The following is a 16,430-nucleotide window of genomic DNA, read 5'->3' as shown; positions in this document are numbered from 1 at the left end:
CAGCTCGCCGCGATTCGCTTTCCTGCGGCCTTGATGCAACTTGAATGATTTTGTGTATGGCATAGTGCTTTAACCTGAACGACGACGATTACGTGGCGGACCGTTACGACGCGGGCCGTTGCCCGGGCGCGGGCGCGTAAGACGTAGCGGTCTGGGCAGTTCAGTCATCAGCGCGTCCGAATTGTATTTGCTGACCGGAATTGAATGGCCGATATAGGTTTCAATTGCCGGCAGATTCAGCGCGTACTCTTCACAGGCCAGGCTGATGGAGTGACCGCTGGCGCCAGCGCGGCCGGTACGGCCAATACGGTGAACGTAGTCTTCGCAATCGTCCGGCAGGTCGTAGTTAAAGACGTGCGTAACGGCCGGAATATGCAGACCGCGGGCGGCAACGTCGGTTGCGACCAGAATGTCGATATCGCCGCGGGTAAATTCATCGAGAATGCGCAGGCGTTTTTTCTGCGCAACGTCGCCGGTTAACAGACCAACGCGATGGCCGTCCGCCGCCAGGTGACCCCAGATATCTTCACAACGATGTTTGGTGTTGGCGAAAATAATCGCGCGATCCGGCCACTCTTCTTCCAGCAGCGTCTGCAGCAGGCGCATTTTTTCTTCGTTGGAAGGATAGAACAGCTCTTCTTTAATACGGTGGCCCGTTTTCTGCTCAGGCTCAACTTCGACGTACTCGGCGTTGTTCATTTGTTCGAACGCCAGTTCACGGACGCGATAAGAAAGGGTGGCAGAGAACAGCATGTTCAGGCGCTGATTCGCTGGCGGCATACGGCGGAACAGCCAGCGGATATCTTTAATAAAGCCGAGATCGTACATGCGATCGGCTTCGTCAAGCACGACAACCTGAATGGCGCCGAGGTTAATATGGTTCTGTTTGGCGTAATCGATAAGGCGACCGGTGGTACCGATCAGAATATCCACGCCGCTTTCCAGCACTTTCAGCTGCTTATCGTAGCCGTCGCCGCCGTAAGCCAGGCCGAGTTTCAGACCGGTAGCCTGCGCCAGCGGTTCGGCGTCAGCGTGGATCTGAACCGCCAGTTCACGCGTCGGCGCCATGATCAGCGCGCGCGGCTGGTTGACCTGGCGGTCAGCGATCGCCGGGTGAGTGAGAAGATAATGAAACGTTGACGTCAGAAACGCCATCGTTTTACCGGTACCGGTTTGCGCCTGCCCGGCGACATCGCGACCTTCCAGCGTAAGCGGGAGGGCGAGTGCCTGAATGGGTGTACAATTATGAAACCCTTTCTTTTCAAGGGCTTCAATCACTGCCGGGTGCAGGGCGAAGTCGGAAAACTTCTGTTCTGTTAAATGTGTTTTGCTCATAGTGTGGTAGAATATCAGCTAACTATTGCATTAAGAAAGCGTATCCGGTGAAATAACGTCAACCTTTCGTTGGCTATGTATGAAATTATTCAAGGTGCGTCTGCGGCAACTGAACGAATCTTCGAAAGCTTAGACTACTAAGCGAGGCGAGGGTGACAAATCTGCGATAAGCCGGTTTGAACGCTGGTTGCTTTATCTTTTGCGGGGCAAAGTTCATGATGGGCATTGTGATGCAGAGAGATAAAAGAGGCATTCTGAAGAACAGCGTGCATAACGTAGCATCGACACGTCGTTGATGGCCGCGACACCAACACACCAGGCTTATTCCTGTGGAGTTAAATATGAGCGATAAAATTATTCACCTGACTGACGACAGTTTTGACACGGACGTACTCAAGGCTGACGGGCTAACCCTCGTCGATTTCTGGGCAGAGTGGTGTGGTCCGTGCAAAATGATCGCCCCGATTCTGGATGAGATCGCTGAAGAGTATCAGGGCAAACTGACCATTGCGAAACTGAACATCGATCAGAACCCGGGTACTGCGCCGAAATACGGCATTCGCGGCATCCCGACCCTGCTGCTGTTCAAAAATGGCGAAGTGGCAGCGACCAAAGTTGGCGCGCTGTCCAAAGGCCAGCTGAAAGAGTTCCTCGACGCCAACCTGGCGTAAGCGGCTTGTTCTCCCGGCGTCCAGCGTCCAATTTTTTGCGGATCTCTGGACGCCCGGCGAGAGTCGTGCTAAGTTAATCTCAGACTTCGTTTTAAACATACCTTTGTTTGAATCTTGTTTTACCCAAAGCGTCCCGCAAAAATGCGCGTGAGGCTTATAATCCGGGCTTATCACTCATTCCGTTTAGTCGTTTCAGTTCTGCGTTCTTTCCTGTGACCAGGCAACGTACAGACACGAGATGAAGGCCGTTAACAGGCATGGATGTTCCTGCCATACCATTCACAACATTAAGTTCGAGAATTACCCCGAGTTTAAGAACCCACACCATTATGAATCTTACCGAATTAAAGAATACGCCGGTTTCTGAGCTGATTACTCTCGGCGAAAATATGGGGCTGGAAAACCTGGCCCGTATGCGTAAGCAGGATATTATTTTTGCCATCCTCAAGCAGCATTCGAAGAGTGGCGAGGATATCTTTGGCGATGGCGTACTGGAGATACTGCAGGATGGATTTGGTTTCCTCCGTTCAGCAGACAGCTCCTACCTCGCCGGTCCCGACGACATCTACGTATCCCCCAGCCAAATCCGCCGCTTCAACCTCCGCACTGGTGACACCATTTCCGGTAAGATTCGTCCTCCTAAAGAGGGTGAGCGTTACTTTGCGTTGTTGAAAGTTAACGAAGTTAACTACGATAAGCCGGAAAACGCGCGTAACAAGATTCTGTTCGAGAACTTAACCCCTCTGCACGCAAATTCACGTCTGCGTATGGAGCGTGGTAACGGCTCAACGGAAGACTTAACCGCTCGCGTCCTGGATCTGGCATCGCCGATCGGCCGTGGCCAGCGTGGTCTGATTGTTGCGCCGCCGAAGGCCGGTAAAACCATGCTGCTGCAGAACATCGCGCAGAGCATTGCGTACAACCATCCTGATTGCGTTCTGATGGTACTGCTGATCGACGAACGTCCGGAAGAAGTGACCGAGATGCAGCGTCTGGTTAAAGGTGAAGTTGTCGCTTCTACCTTTGACGAGCCGGCATCTCGCCACGTTCAGGTTGCCGAGATGGTTATCGAGAAAGCGAAGCGTCTGGTTGAGCATAAGAAAGACGTTATCATCCTGCTCGACTCCATTACCCGTCTGGCGCGTGCCTACAACACCGTCGTCCCGGCTTCCGGTAAAGTGTTGACCGGTGGTGTGGACGCCAACGCCCTGCATCGTCCGAAGCGTTTCTTCGGTGCCGCGCGTAACGTGGAAGAGGGCGGCAGCCTGACGATTATCGCTACGGCGCTGATCGATACCGGTTCTAAAATGGACGAAGTTATCTACGAAGAGTTTAAAGGCACCGGTAACATGGAGCTTCACCTCTCTCGTAAGATCGCAGAAAAACGCGTCTTCCCGGCTATCGACTACAACCGTTCCGGTACCCGTAAAGAAGAGCTGCTCACCACTCAGGAAGAGCTGCAGAAGATGTGGATCCTGCGTAAAATCATTCACCCGATGGGTGAGATTGACGCGATGGAATTCCTCATCAATAAACTGGCGATGACCAAAACTAACGATGACTTCTTCGACATGATGAAGCGCTCGTAAGCTAAAAACGCCAGAGAACGCCACGCTATTGCGTGGCGTTTTGTTTTCCGGGTTTGTATGATCCAGGAAGGGAAAACAAAATGGGTCTTAACGTATGATATGCGCAGGATGATGGCAGGCAGAGACGGCTTTAACAGTCTAAAATTTCTACAATAAATTTGTAATGTTCTGCTTTGCCCCTTCTGGAGTTGAGGCATCATCGTTATACTTCCCGGATTAACTATGCTGAGAGCACATGCGTTGTGAATTTACTCACTGCTATTACTGAATTAATCAGTATTTTCTTATTCACCACCCTGTTTATATTTATCGCTCGCAAGGCGGCAAAAAGAGTTGGGCTGGTGGATAAACCTAACTATCGCAAACGGCATCAGGGTTTGATTCCGTTAGTCGGTGGTATTTCAGTTTTCGCAGGTATTTGTTTTACGTTTGCTATCGCCGATTATTACATTCCCCACGCTCGGTTATACCTGGGATGTGCCGGGGTGCTCGTGCTGGTCGGTGCGCTGGACGATCGCTTTGATATCAGCGTAAAAATTCGCGCGGTAATTCAAGCCGCTATCGCCGTCATTATGATGATGGTGGGTAATCTTCATCTTAGTAGCCTCGGTTTTATATTCGGCTCATGGGAGCTGGTGCTCGGCCCTTTTGGCTTCTTCCTCACGCTGTTCGCCGTCTGGGCGGCGATCAACGCCTTCAATATGGTTGATGGTATCGATGGGCTGCTTGGCGGTCTATCGTCAGTCTCTTTCGCGGCAACGGGCATTATCCTGTGGTTTGATGGCCAGTACAGCCTGGCGATGTGGTGTTTTGCGATGATCGCCGCCATTTTGCCCTATATTTTACTTAACCTCGGTGCGCTTGGTCGTCGCTATAAGGTCTTTATGGGTGATGCCGGCAGCACCATGATTGGCTTCACTATCATCTGGATCCTGCTGGAGACCACGCAGGGAAAAACGCATCCTATCAGCCCGGTCACGGCGCTGTGGATTATCGCTATTCCGTTGATGGATATGGTGGCGATTATGTACCGTCGCCTGCGCAAAGGGATGAGCCCATTCTCCCCGGACCGTCAGCATATTCATCATTTAATCATGCGCGCCGGGTTTACTTCCCGTCAGGCGTTTGTGCTGATCACCCTGGCCGCCGCGCTGCTGGCCCTGGTTGGCGTGGTGGCGGAATACACCCGCATTGTTCCTGAATGGGTGATGTTAATACTCTTTTTGTTAGCCTTTTTCCTTTATGGCTACTGCATTAAACGCGCCTGGAAAGTGGCGCGCATGGTTAAGCGCATTAGACGCAGAATACGGCGACACAGCGGCAATAATCCAAATTAACCAAGTCAATCTGGGGACGTGATGACTCAACCATTACCGGGAGCACAAACAGTGAACGTTGAGAACGAGCTGGATATTCGCGGGCTGTTTCGCGCCTTATGGGCCGGAAAAAGCTGGATAGCAGGTATCGCAGTGCTCTTTGCACTGATTGTTTTGGTTTATACCTTTTTTGCTCGTCAGGAGTGGAGCGCGACGGCGATTACCGACCGACCGACGGTGAACATGCTGGGGGGATACTATTCACAACAGCAGTTCTTACGCAATCTCGATATCAAGGCCAATCTCGTCTCTGTCGATCAGCCTTCGGTCATGGACGAAGCATATAAAGAGTTCATCATGCAGCAGGCGTCGTGGGATACCCGCCGCGACTTCTGGTTGCAAACAGACTACTACAAGCAGCGCCAGTCGGGTAACGCTCGCGCCGATGCCGCGCTGTTGGATGACCTGATTAACGATATCCAGTTCATGCCCGGCGATGCGCTAAAAAGCATCAACGATAGCGTGAAGCTGACGGCAGAAACCGCGCCTGATGCCAACAATCTGCTGCGCCAGTATGTGGCTTTCGCCAGCCAGCGTGCGGCAGGGCATCTGAATGATGAGCTCAAAGGCGCCTGGGCCGCGCGTACCGTACAGATGAAAGCGCAGGTGAAGCGCCAGGAAGAGGTGGCGCGAGAGATTTTCAATCGCCGCATGCACAGCGTGGAACAGGCGCTGAAAGTCGCGCAGCAGCACAACATCTCCCGCAGCGAAACCGATATTCCACCAGATCAGCTGCCGGATTCCGAGCTGTTTTTACTGGGGCGGCCAATGCTGCAGGCCCGGCTGGAAAATCTGCAGGCGGTGGGGCCGCAGTACGATCTTGATTATGACCAAAGCCGCGCCATGTTAACGACGTTGAACGTGGGGCCGACCCTGGACCCGCGTTTTCAGACTTACAGGTATTTGCGAACGCCTGAAGAACCGGTAAAACGCGATAGCCCGCGCCGCGTGTTTCTGATGGTGATGTGGGGGATTGTGGGCGCGCTCATCGGCGCAGGCGTTGCGTTATCGCGTCGCCGTGTCCAGTGAATGCGGCCTGTGGTGAAGGACATGTCGCCTTCATCGCCTAATCGAAGAGAATCGATGTGAAAGTACTAACGGTATTTGGCACGAGACCAGAAGCTATCAAGATGGCGCCTCTGGTTCATGCGCTGGCAAAGGATCCTCATTTTGAGGCGAAAGTTTGCGTGACCGCGCAGCATCGGGAGATGCTCGATCAGGTGTTGAAACTTTTTTCTATTGTTCCGGAATACGACCTCAATATTATGCAGCCGGGTCAGGGATTGACGGAGATTACCTGTCGCATCCTTGAAGGTTTAAAGCCGGTGCTGGAGTCGTTTAAACCAGACGTGGTGCTGGTGCATGGCGATACCACCACGACGATGGCGGCAAGCCTGGCCGCTTTCTATCAGCGGATCCCGGTAGGACACGTGGAAGCCGGGCTGCGCACGGGCGATCTGAGCTCGCCGTGGCCGGAAGAGGGGAACCGTACGTTGACCGGGCATCTGGCGACGTACCACTTTGCGCCGACGGAAACCTCAAGGCAGAACCTGCTGCGGGAAAACATCGCCGACAATCGGATCACGGTAACCGGAAATACGGTTATTGACGCGCTATTCTGGGTGCGCGACCGGGTTTTGAGCGATGAAGCCCTGCACAACGAGCTGACTCAGCGTTATCCCTTCCTCGCCAACGGCAAGAAGATGATTCTGGTCACCGGACACCGTCGGGAAAGCTTTGGCCGCGGTTTCGAGCAAATCTGCCATGCGCTGGCGGAGATCGCCGCGAACAATCCGGACGTACAGATCGTCTATCCGGTGCATTTGAATCCGAACGTCAGCGAACCGGTGAAGCGCATTCTCGGCCACGTTGAGAACGTCATACTTATTGAGCCGCAGGATTATTTGCCGTTTGTCTGGCTGATGAACCGCGCGTGGTTGATCCTGACCGATTCCGGCGGTATCCAGGAAGAGGCGCCCTCGCTCGGGAAACCGGTGCTGGTGATGCGTGAAATGACCGAGCGCCCGGAGGCGGTCAGCGCGGGCACCGTGTGCCTGGTGGGTACCGATAGCCAGCGCATCGTCAATGAGGTCACGCGCCTGCTGCAAGATGAGTCCGCGTATCAGGCCATGAGCCGGGCGCATAACCCGTATGGCGATGGACATGCGTGTCATCGTATTTTGTCTGCACTTAAAAATAATCAGGTAACGCTATGAATTTTTCTACCATTTCAGTGATTGGCCTTGGATATATTGGCCTGCCAACCGCTGCCGCGTTCGCCTCCCGGCAAAAGCGGGTGGTCGGCGTTGATATCAATCAACACGCCGTGGAGACCATTAACCGTGGTGAAATTCATATCGTGGAGCCGGATCTGGCGAGCGTCGTCAAAACGGCGGTCGAGCAGGGCTACCTGAGCGCCACTACCGCGCCGGTAGAAGCCGACGCTTACCTGATTGCGGTGCCGACGCCGTTTAAAGACCTGCATGAACCGGATATGGTTTTCGTCGAGTCGGCGGCGAAATCTATCGCACCGACGCTGAAGAAAGGGTCGCTGGTTATCCTTGAGTCCACCTCGCCGGTGGGTTCAACCGAGCAGATGGCGGGCTGGCTGGCGGAAATGCGCCCCGATCTGAGCTTCCCGCAGCAGGTTGGCGAAGCGGCGGACGTCAATATCGCCTACTGTCCGGAGCGCGTGTTGCCGGGGCAGGTGATGGTTGAGCTGATTAAAAACGATCGCGTGATTGGCGGCATGTCGCCGGTTTGCTCAGCCCGCGCCAGCGAGCTGTATAAAATTTTCCTCGAAGGCGAATGCGTGGTGACCAACTCGCGCACCGCCGAAATGTGCAAGCTGACTGAAAACAGCTTCCGCGACGTTAATATCGCTTTTGCCAATGAACTTTCGCTAATTTGCGCCGATCAGGGGATCAACGTCTGGGAACTGATTCGTCTGGCGAATCGTCATCCGCGCGTCAATATCCTCCAGCCGGGGCCGGGCGTTGGCGGCCACTGCATCGCGGTCGACCCGTGGTTTATCGTGGCGCAAAACCCGCAGCAGGCGCGGCTTATCCGGACCGCGCGTGAAGTCAACGACCACAAACCAGAATGGGTGATCGATCAGGTCAAAGCGCGGGTCGCCGACTGCCTCGCCGCCAGCAACAAACGCGCCAGCGAGCTAAAAATCGCCTGTTTTGGCCTGGCGTTTAAGCCGAATATTGATGACCTGCGCGAAAGCCCGGCCATGGCCATTGCCGCGCAGATCGCCCGCTGGCACGGCGGCGAAACCCTGGTCGTTGAGCCAAATATTCATCAGCTGCCGAAAAAGCTCGACGGACTGTGCGCTCTGGCGTCGCTGGACGAGGCGCTGGCGAGCGCCGATGTGCTGGTGATGCTGGTCGATCATAAAGAATTTAAAGCGGTCGGCGGGGATAGCGTTAGCCAGCAGTTTATCGTCGATACCAAAGGGGTGTGGCGGTGAGAGGGCGTCTGGTAAAAGATGAAAGCGTTCGCAGCTTCGCGCGCTTTCATCGTGACCAAAACTTAACAGATCTATTTTATGTTCGCCCGCGCCAGTATTGAGCCCCTTGAGTGGGAAAACCGCTTCTTCGGCGTCAATAGCGCCATTCTCCGCTTTGGCGACGATGCGCCGCCGCTGACGGTGCAAGCGCTGGCGGGATGGTCGCGGGTGCAGGCGAAAGTTGCGGCGGATGATACCGCGCGCCTGGATGCGCTGCAGGCATTAGGCTTCCGGCTGGTGGAGGGCGAGGTCGATCTTGCGCTTCCGCCCGCGGCTTCTGATGATATCGGCGCCGAGCCGGCGACCGAGGCGGATATCCCCCGGCTGCGCGAACTGGCGGCGCTGGCCTTTGCGCAGAGCCGTTTTCGCGCCCCCTGGTACACCGACGATGCCAGCGGTCGTTTCTATGCCCAGTGGATTGAAAATGCGGTGCGCGGTACCTTCGATCACCAGTGTCTGGTGCTTCGCGCCCCTGACGGCGATATCCGCGCGTTTGTCTCCCTGCGCCAGCTCAGCGAGCGCGAGGCGAGGATTGGCCTGCTGGCCGGACGCGGCGCCGGAGCAGAATTAATGCAGGCGGCGCAGCGCTGGGCCGCGCTGCGCGAGCTGACGACACTGCGGGTGGCGACCCAGATGGGCAACACCGCCGCGCTTAAACGTTACATTCTTAGCGGTGCCAATGTCGAAAGCACCGCGTACTGGTTATACAGGTGACATGATGATTCCATTTAACGCGCCGCCGGTGGTGGGTACCGAGCTTGATTATATGCAGTCCGCGATGGGGAGCGGCAAGCTGTGCGGCGATGGCGGTTTTACCCGCCGCTGCCAGCAGTGGATGGAGCAGCGTTTCGGCACCGCGAAAGCGCTGCTGACGCCGTCCTGCACCGCTTCGCTGGAAATGGCGGCGCTGCTGCTGGATATTCAGCCGGGCGATGAAGTGATTATGCCGAGCTATACCTTCGTCTCCACCGCCAACGCCTTTGTGCTGCGCGGCGCGAAAATCGTCTTCGTTGATATTCGTCGCGATACCATGAATATCGATGAAACGCTGATTGAAGCGGCCATCACCGAGAAAACCCGCGCGATTGTACCGGTCCACTACGCCGGCGTGGCCTGCGAGATGGACACCATTATGGCTATCGCCAGCAAGCATAATCTGTTTGTGGTGGAGGATGCCGCTCAGGGCGTGATGTCGACCTATAAAGGCCGGGCGCTCGGCACTATCGGCCATATTGGCTGCTTCAGCTTCCATGAAACCAAAAACTACACCGCGGGCGGTGAAGGCGGCGCAACGCTGATTAACGATCGCACGCTGATAGAGCGCGCGGAGATCATTCGTGAAAAAGGCACCAACCGCAGCCAATTTTTCCGTGGCCTGGTGGATAAATATACGTGGCGCGATATCGGCTCCAGCTACCTGATGTCCGATTTACAGGCGGCCTATCTGTGGGCGCAGCTGGAAGCGGCGGAGCGGATTAACCAGCAGCGTCTGGCGCTGTGGCAGAACTACTACGACGCCCTGCTGCCGCTGGCGCGCGCCGGGCGTATCGATCTGCCCATCGTGCCTGCCGACTGCGGGCAAAATGCGCATATGTTCTATATCAAGCTGCGCGATATTGACGATCGCAGCAAGCTGATCGCCTGGCTGAAAGAGGCGGAAATTCTGGCGGTATTCCACTATATCCCGCTGCACAGCTGCCCGGCCGGGGAGAACTTCGGCGAGTTCCACGGGACGGATCGCTACACGACCCAGGAGAGCGAACGTCTGCTGCGCCTGCCGTTATTCTACAATTTGTCGAACGTTAACCAGCGCACGGTGATTAACTCGCTGCTGAGCTATTTCTCCTGATATGTCGCTGGCAAAAGCATCTCTGTGGACCGCGGCGTCCACGCTGGTCAAAATCGGCGCCGGTCTGCTGGTGGTAAAACTGCTGGCCGTGTCGTTCGGCCCGGCTGGCGTGGGGCAGGCGGGTAACTTCCGCCAGCTTGTGACCGTGCTTGGCGTGCTGGCGGGGGCCGGGATATTCAACGGCGTCACGAAGCTGGTGGCCCAGCATCATGACGATCGCCGGCAGTTGAACAACGTCGTTGGCACCGCTTCAGCGATGGTACTCGGTTTCTCCACCCTGCTGGCGCTGATCTTCCTGCTGGCGGCCGCGCCAATAAGCCAGGGGCTATTCGGTCATCAACATTACCAGAATCTGGTACGGCTGGTGGCGCTGGTGCAGATGGGGATTGCCTGGGCGAATTTCCTGTTAGCGCTGATGAAAGGCTTTCGCGATGCGGCGGGTAATGCGCTGTCGCTTATCGCCGGGAGCCTGATTGGCGTGGCGGCGTACTATGCCTGCTACCGTTTTGGCGGTTATCAGGGCGCATTGCTGGGGCTGGCGCTGGTGCCGGCGCTGGTGGTGGTGCCGGCTGCTATCGTACTGTGGCGTCGCGGCAATATTCCGCTAAGCGCGCTGCGCCCGCGCTGGGACAACGGCCTGGCGGGGCAGCTGTCGAAATTTACCCTGATGGCGCTGATTACCTCGGTGACGCTGCCGGTCGCCTACGTGATGATGCGTAACCTGCTGGCGGCCCACTATGGCTGGGACGCGGTGGGGATCTGGCAAGGGGTGAGCAGCATCTCCGACGCCTATTTGCAGTTTATTACCGCGTCATTTAGCGTTTATCTTTTACCAACGCTGTCCCGTCTGACGGCGAAAGCGGATATCACCCGCGAGATTGGCAAATCGTTAAAATTTGTCCTCCCGGCGGTGGCGGCAGCGAGCTTAACGGTGTGGCTGCTGCGTGATTTCGCTATCTGGCTACTTTTTTCCGACCGCTTTACGGCGATGCGCGATCTGTTTGCCTGGCAGCTGGTGGGCGATGTGTTAAAGGTCGGGGCTTATGTTTATGGCTATCTGGTGATCGCCAAAGCCTCGCTGCGTTTTTATATTCTGACGGAAATCAGCCAGTTCACGCTGTTGACCGCATTCTCGCACTGGCTTATCCCGGCGCACGGCGCAATCGGCGCGGCGCAGGCGTATATGGCTACCTATATTGTTTATTTCGCCCTCTGCAGCGGCGTGTTTTTACTTTGGCGTAAACGGGCATGACAGCACTGATACATGTACTGGGATCGGATATCCCGCACCACAACCAGACCGTGCTGCGGTTCTTTAATGATGAGCTGGCCGTGGATGACGAACAGGCTCGCCTGTTTATGGTCGTCGGTGATGCGACAGAAATTTGCGCCGCTTATCCCGCACTCTCCATTCGCTGCTATCCGGGGAAAAAGTCGCTGGCAAAGGCGGTTATCGCGCTGGCAAAGGCGAACCGGCAGCAGCGCTTTTTCTTTCACGGCCAGTTTAATACCGGCCTGTGGCTGGCGCTGCTCAGCGGCGGGATCCGCCCGACGCAGTTTAACTGGCATATCTGGGGAGCGGATCTGTACGAGAACTCCGCCAGCCTGAAGTTTCGCCTGTTTTATCCCCTGCGGCGCCTGGCGCAGGGCCGGGTAGGTCGCGTGTTTGCGACCAGGGGCGATCTGAGCTGGTTCGCCGCCCGCCATTCTGGCGTAGCGGGAGAGCTGCTCTACTTTCCGACCCGCATGGATCCGGCGCTGAATTCGCTCGCCGATAGCGCGCCGCGCGGCGACACGCTGACTATCCTGGTGGGTAATTCCGGCGACCGTAGCAACGAGCATATCGCGGCGCTGCGTGCGATTCGCCAGCAGTTTGGCGATACGGTTAACGTTGTCGTGCCGATGGGTTATCCGGCAAATAATGGCGACTACATCAACGAAGTCCGCGCGGCCGGCGCGGAGCTGTTCAGCCCGCAGCATTTCCAGGTATTGGGCGACAAGCTGGCGTTTGATGACTACCTTGCCCTGCTGCGCCGCTGCGATCTTGGCTACTTCCTGTTTGCCCGCCAGCAGGGTATCGGCACGCTGTGCCTGCTGATTCAGGCGGGGATCCCCTGCGTGCTGAACCGGGAGAATCCCTTCTGGCAGGATATGTCGGAGCAGCATATTCCGGTACTCTTTACCAGCGATGCGCTGGACGTGAGCGTTGTGCGTGAAGCGCAGCGCCAGCTGGCCGGCGTGGATAAAAATCAAATCGCCTTCTTCCGGCCGAATTACCTGACGGGCTGGCGACGAGCGTTGCGAATTGCTGCGGGGGTGGACGCATGACATTAATGCAATTTAGCGGGCTGCTGCTGGTCTGGCTGCTGTCGACGCTATTTATCGCCACCGCCACGTACTTTGAATTTCGTCGCGTACGCTTCAACTTCAACGTCTTTTTCTCGCTGCTGTATCTGCTGACGTTTTTCTTTGGCTTCCCGCTGACCAGTATTCTGGTGTTCCGCTTTGACGTCGCGGTCGCCCCGCCGGAAATTCTGCTGCAAACCCTGCTGGTTTCCGTCTGCTTTTATGCGGTTTACTACGTGACTTATAAAACGCGGCTACGGTCGGCGACGCACGGTCATCCGCATCGTCCGCTGTTTACGATGAATCGCGTGGAGACCCACCTCACCTGGGGCATTTTGCTGGGGCTGGCGCTGCTTTGCGTCGGCATCTTCTTTGCGCATAACGGCTTCTTGTTATTCAAGCTCAACTCCTACAGCCAGATCTTCTCCAGCGAAGTCTCCGGCGTGGCGCTAAAGCGCTTCTTCTACTTTTTCATCCCGGCAATGCTGGTGGTCTATTTTCTGCGTCAGGATTATAAAGCGTGGATATTCTTCCTTGTCAGCACCGTCGCCTTTGGCCTGCTGACCTACGCCATCGTTGGCGGCACCCGGGCGAATATCATCATCGCGTTTGCCATCTTCCTGTTTATCGGCATCATTCGCGGCTGGATCAGCCTGTGGATGCTGGCGGCGGCGGGCGTGCTGGGCATCGTCGGTATGTTCTGGCTGGCCCTGAAGCGCTATGGCATGAACGTCAGCGGCGATGAGGCGTTTTATACTTTCCTCTATCTGACCCGCGACACCTTCTCGCCGTGGGAGAATCTGGCCCTGCTGCTGCAAAATTACGACAAGATTGAGTTCCAGGGGCTGGCGCCAATCATCCGGGATTTTTACGTCTTTATCCCCAGCTGGTTGTGGCACGGTCGTCCGACAATGGTGCTCAATACCGCGAACTATTTCACCTGGGAAGTATTGAATAATCATTCTGGTCTGGCGATTTCGCCGACCCTGATTGGCTCGCTGGTGGTGATGGGCGGCGTCTGGTTCGTCCCGCTGGGCGCGGTGGCGGTTGGGCTGATTATTAAATGGTTTGACTGGCTGTACGAGCTTGGCAACCGGGAAACGAACCGCTATAAAGCGGCGATTCTGCACAGTTTCTGTTTTGGCGCTATCTTCAACATGATCGTGCTGGCGCGTGAAGGGCTGGATTCATTTGGCTCTCGCGTGGTTTTTTTCCTCGTTATCTTTGGGATCTGCCTGCTGGCGGCAAAACTGCTGTACTGGTTCCTTGATAGCGTGGGGCTGATTCACCGGCGGGCCAAACCGCTGACGCAACCTCAAGTCTGATAAGGGTGTACATGACTGAGACCACATCCGCGCCGTTGTACCTGCTGAGAGGGCTACAACTCATTGGTTGGCGCGATATGCAACACGCTCTGGATTATCTGTACGCCGATGGTGAGATCCGCACGGGAACGCTGGTGGCGATTAATGCAGAGAAGATGCTGGCGGTAGAAGACAGCCCCGAAGTCCGGGCGCTGATTGAAGCGGCAGAATTCAAATACGCTGATGGCATCAGCGTAGTACGTTCATTACGTAAAAAATACCCTCAGGCTCAGGTGTCGCGCGTCGCCGGCGCCGATTTATGGGAAGCCCTGATGGCGCGCGCAGGCGCTCAGGGAACGCCGGTATTTTTGATCGGCGGCAAGCCTGAGGTGCTGGCGCAGACGGAGCAGCAGCTTCGCCAGCGCTGGAACGTGAATATCGTTGGAAGCCAGGATGGCTATTTTGCCGCTGACCAGCGTCAGGCGCTATTTGAGCGTATCCGCGATAGCGGGGCGAAAATCGTCACGGTGGCGATGGGCTCGCCGCGTCAGGAGATCCTGATGCGCGACTGTCGGGACGTTTATCCGCAGGCGCTGTATATGGGCGTGGGCGGCACCTACGATGTCTTTACCGGCCACGTCCAGCGGGCGCCGAAGTTCTGGCAGGACCTGGGTCTGGAGTGGTTCTATCGCCTGGTTTCGCAGCCGAGCCGCATAAAAAGGCAGGCGCGCCTGCTGCGCTATTTACGCTGGCATTACACCGATAAGCTGTGACATTCCACTGCAAGCGGGCGGGTTTACCTGGGTATTCTGTGTAATGTCTTCACTCGCCTGATACTTTATTTGCCATTTCCCTCAAATTCATTAACCATTCGCATGCTTAAAACGCGACGGTCAGTTTACCGTCGCGCAGGCAGGGCTATTTATTCAATAAAAATAACCGGCATAGACACATCCCGGTTGGGATGCGCTTAAACCCGGAGCAGGGCAAACACAAGAGGCTATATGACTGAGAAAAAAGCGGAACTTCAGCGGGGACTGGAGGCGCGGCACATTGAGCTAATCGCTCTTGGTGGGACAATTGGCGTCGGGTTATTTATGGGCGCGGCCAGTACGCTGAAGTGGGCCGGACCTTCGGTTCTGCTGGCGTATATTATCGCCGGGCTCTTTGTCTTCTTCATCATGCGTTCGATGGGCGAAATGCTGTTCCTCGAACCGGTAACCGGATCGTTCGCCGTTTACGCACACCGCTATATGAGCCCATTTTTCGGCTATCTCACCGCCTGGTCCTACTGGTTTATGTGGATGGCGGTCGGGATATCGGAGATTACGGCTATCGGGGTTTATGTGCAGTTCTGGTTCCCGGATATGGCGCAGTGGATACCGGCGCTGATTGCCGTCGGGCTGGTGGCGCTGGCAAACCTCGCGGCGGTACGGCTGTACGGCGAAATTGAATTCTGGTTTGCCATGATTAAGGTCACCACCATTATTGTGATGATCGTGGTGGGGCTGGGCGTTATTTTCTTTGGCTTTGGCAACGGCGGGCACGCCATTGGCTTTGGCAATCTGACCGAGCACGGTGGCTTCTTCGCCGGCGGCTGGAAGGGCTTCCTGACGGCGCTGTGCATCGTGGTCGCGTCTTATCAGGGCGTCGAGCTTATCGGGATTACCGCCGGTGAAGCGAAGAATCCGCAGGTTACGCTGCGTAGCGCGGTTGGCAAGGTACTGTGGCGAATCCTGATTTTCTATGTAGGGGCGATTTTTGTGATCGTCACTATTTTCCCGTGGGATCAAATTGGCTCCAACGGCAGTCCGTTCGTACTGACCTTTGCCAAAATCGGCATCACCGCGGCGGCGGGCATTATCAACTTTGTGGTGCTCACGGCGGCGCTTTCCGGCTGTAACAGCGGCATGTACAGCTGCGGCCGCATGCTCTACGCGCTGGCAAAAAACCGTCAGCTGCCCGCGGCCATCGCCAAAGTTTCGCGCAACGGCGTGCCGTCAGCGGGCGTGGCGCTGTCGATCCTGATTCTGCTGGTCGGCTCGTGCCTGAACTACATTATCCCTAATCCACAGCGAGTTTTCGTCTACGTTTACAGCGCCAGCGTGCTGCCGGGGATGGTGCCGTGGTTTGTGATTCTGATTAGCCAGCTGCGTTTTCGTCTCGTGCATAAAGAAGCGATGGCCAGCCATCCGTTTCGCTCGCTGCTGTTCCCGTGGGCGAACTATTTGACCATGGCATTCCTGATTTGCGTGCTGATAGGGATGGGATTTAACGACGATACGCGTATGTCGCTCTTTGTCGGAATGATTTTCCTCGCCGCCGTAACGCTTATTTATAAGGTATTTGGCCTTGGCCGACGCGGAAATGTTGATAATGTGGCGCAATAAGCAACAAAACGCACAAAGCATGAGCAAACAATAATTTTCTTTAAAAAGGCACTAGA

The 16,430-nt window shown here is 55.9% G+C and carries 14 protein-coding genes; 13 read left to right on the top strand and 1 reads right to left on the bottom strand.

From position 1 onward, the window contains the following. Positions 1-69: 69 nt before the first annotated feature. A complete protein-coding gene (rhlB, locus tag FQK12_RS14310) occupies positions 70-1,335 on the bottom strand; it encodes an ATP-dependent RNA helicase RhlB (protein WP_004127388.1) in 1,266 nt (421 codons plus the stop codon). Positions 1,336-1,676: 341 nt separating this feature from the next. Here rhlB and trxA point away from each other — a divergent pair, with 341 nt between their 5' ends. From trxA to thrP, 13 genes are all read left to right on the top strand, one after another. Continuing rightward, positions 1,677-2,006: a thioredoxin TrxA gene (gene trxA, locus FQK12_RS14305; protein WP_004097507.1), complete on the top strand. Its 330-nt coding sequence runs from the start codon at positions 1,677-1,679 to the stop codon at positions 2,004-2,006. Between the two features lie 329 nt (positions 2,007-2,335). Then, positions 2,336-3,595 carry a transcription termination factor Rho gene (rho, locus tag FQK12_RS14300; protein ID WP_002883293.1) on the top strand — a complete coding sequence of 420 codons (1,260 nt, stop codon included), beginning with the start codon at positions 2,336-2,338 and terminating at the stop codon, positions 3,593-3,595. 242 nt (positions 3,596-3,837) lie between these two features. Further along, complete coding sequence (gene wecA, locus FQK12_RS14295; RefSeq protein ID WP_004097511.1) at positions 3,838-4,932, top strand: UDP-N-acetylglucosamine--undecaprenyl-phosphate N-acetylglucosaminephosphotransferase; 1,095 nt, start codon at positions 3,838-3,840, stop codon at positions 4,930-4,932. 21 nt (positions 4,933-4,953) lie between these two features. Continuing rightward, positions 4,954-6,000, top strand: a complete 1,047-nt coding sequence (gene wzzE / locus FQK12_RS14290) for an ECA polysaccharide chain length modulation protein (protein WP_014227454.1) — start codon at positions 4,954-4,956, stop codon at positions 5,998-6,000. A gap of 56 nt (positions 6,001-6,056) precedes the next feature. After that, positions 6,057-7,187: a non-hydrolyzing UDP-N-acetylglucosamine 2-epimerase gene (gene wecB / locus FQK12_RS14285; RefSeq protein WP_004097518.1), complete on the top strand. Its 1,131-nt coding sequence runs from the start codon at positions 6,057-6,059 to the stop codon at positions 7,185-7,187. After that, entirely contained in the window at positions 7,184-8,446 is a 1,263-nt protein-coding gene (gene wecC / locus FQK12_RS14280; protein WP_014227455.1) for a UDP-N-acetyl-D-mannosamine dehydrogenase, read from the top strand. Before wecB ends, wecC begins: the two co-directional genes overlap by 4 nt. Positions 8,447-8,524: 78 nt before the next feature. Then, entirely contained in the window at positions 8,525-9,199 is a 675-nt protein-coding gene (rffC, locus tag FQK12_RS14275) for a dTDP-4-amino-4,6-dideoxy-D-galactose acyltransferase (protein WP_014227456.1), read from the top strand. A gap of 4 nt (positions 9,200-9,203) precedes the next feature. Next, positions 9,204-10,334 (top strand): dTDP-4-amino-4,6-dideoxygalactose transaminase, encoded by a 1,131-nt coding sequence (gene rffA / locus FQK12_RS14270; protein WP_004097526.1) that lies wholly within the window; start codon positions 9,204-9,206, stop codon positions 10,332-10,334. 1 nt (position 10,335) lies between these two features. Further along, positions 10,336-11,586 carry a lipid III flippase WzxE gene (wzxE, locus tag FQK12_RS14265; RefSeq protein ID WP_014227457.1) on the top strand — a complete coding sequence of 417 codons (1,251 nt, stop codon included), beginning with the start codon at positions 10,336-10,338 and terminating at the stop codon, positions 11,584-11,586. Next, positions 11,583-12,662: a TDP-N-acetylfucosamine:lipid II N-acetylfucosaminyltransferase gene (locus FQK12_RS14260; RefSeq protein WP_014227458.1), complete on the top strand. Its 1,080-nt coding sequence runs from the start codon at positions 11,583-11,585 to the stop codon at positions 12,660-12,662. The genes wzxE and FQK12_RS14260 overlap by 4 nt, the downstream gene beginning before the upstream one ends. Beyond that, a complete protein-coding gene (gene wzyE / locus FQK12_RS14255) occupies positions 12,659-14,005 on the top strand; it encodes an ECA oligosaccharide polymerase (RefSeq protein ID WP_014227459.1) in 1,347 nt (448 codons plus the stop codon). Before FQK12_RS14260 ends, wzyE begins: the two co-directional genes overlap by 4 nt. Before the next feature lie 11 nt (positions 14,006-14,016). Further along, positions 14,017-14,757, top strand: a complete 741-nt coding sequence (gene wecG, locus FQK12_RS14250) for a lipopolysaccharide N-acetylmannosaminouronosyltransferase (protein WP_014227460.1) — start codon at positions 14,017-14,019, stop codon at positions 14,755-14,757. 231 nt (positions 14,758-14,988) lie between these two features. After that, positions 14,989-16,374, top strand: coding sequence for a bifunctional threonine/serine APC transporter ThrP (thrP, locus tag FQK12_RS14245; protein ID WP_014227461.1), 1,386 nt, complete (start codon positions 14,989-14,991; stop codon positions 16,372-16,374). Positions 16,375-16,430 lie beyond the last annotated feature (56 nt).

The organism is Klebsiella sp. ME-303, assembly GCF_007910085.1.
Classification (GTDB): Bacteria; Pseudomonadota; Gammaproteobacteria; order Enterobacterales; family Enterobacteriaceae; genus Klebsiella; species Klebsiella michiganensis.
This window is presented reverse-complemented; position numbering and strand designations above follow the sequence as displayed.

What these genes read in the sequence shown, in the direction of transcription:
- rhlB (WP_004127388.1), bottom strand. Translation starts at nt 1,335, where the DNA reads ATGAGCAAAACACATTTAACAGAACAGAAGTTTTCCGACTTCGCCCTG.
- trxA (WP_004097507.1), top strand. Translation starts at nt 1,677, where the DNA reads ATGAGCGATAAAATTATTCACCTGACTGACGACAGTTTTGACACGGAC.
- rho (WP_002883293.1), top strand. Translation starts at nt 2,336, where the DNA reads ATGAATCTTACCGAATTAAAGAATACGCCGGTTTCTGAGCTGATTACT.
- wzzE (WP_014227454.1), top strand. Translation starts at nt 4,954, where the DNA reads ATGACTCAACCATTACCGGGAGCACAAACAGTGAACGTTGAGAACGAG.
- wecC (WP_014227455.1), top strand. Translation starts at nt 7,184, where the DNA reads ATGAATTTTTCTACCATTTCAGTGATTGGCCTTGGATATATTGGCCTG.
- rffC (WP_014227456.1), top strand. Translation starts at nt 8,525, where the DNA reads ATGTTCGCCCGCGCCAGTATTGAGCCCCTTGAGTGGGAAAACCGCTTC.
- rffA (WP_004097526.1), top strand. Translation starts at nt 9,204, where the DNA reads ATGATTCCATTTAACGCGCCGCCGGTGGTGGGTACCGAGCTTGATTAT.
- wzxE (WP_014227457.1), top strand. Translation starts at nt 10,336, where the DNA reads ATGTCGCTGGCAAAAGCATCTCTGTGGACCGCGGCGTCCACGCTGGTC.
- FQK12_RS14260 (WP_014227458.1), top strand. Translation starts at nt 11,583, where the DNA reads ATGACAGCACTGATACATGTACTGGGATCGGATATCCCGCACCACAAC.
- wzyE (WP_014227459.1), top strand. Translation starts at nt 12,659, where the DNA reads ATGACATTAATGCAATTTAGCGGGCTGCTGCTGGTCTGGCTGCTGTCG.
- wecG (WP_014227460.1), top strand. Translation starts at nt 14,017, where the DNA reads ATGACTGAGACCACATCCGCGCCGTTGTACCTGCTGAGAGGGCTACAA.
- thrP (WP_014227461.1), top strand. Translation starts at nt 14,989, where the DNA reads ATGACTGAGAAAAAAGCGGAACTTCAGCGGGGACTGGAGGCGCGGCAC.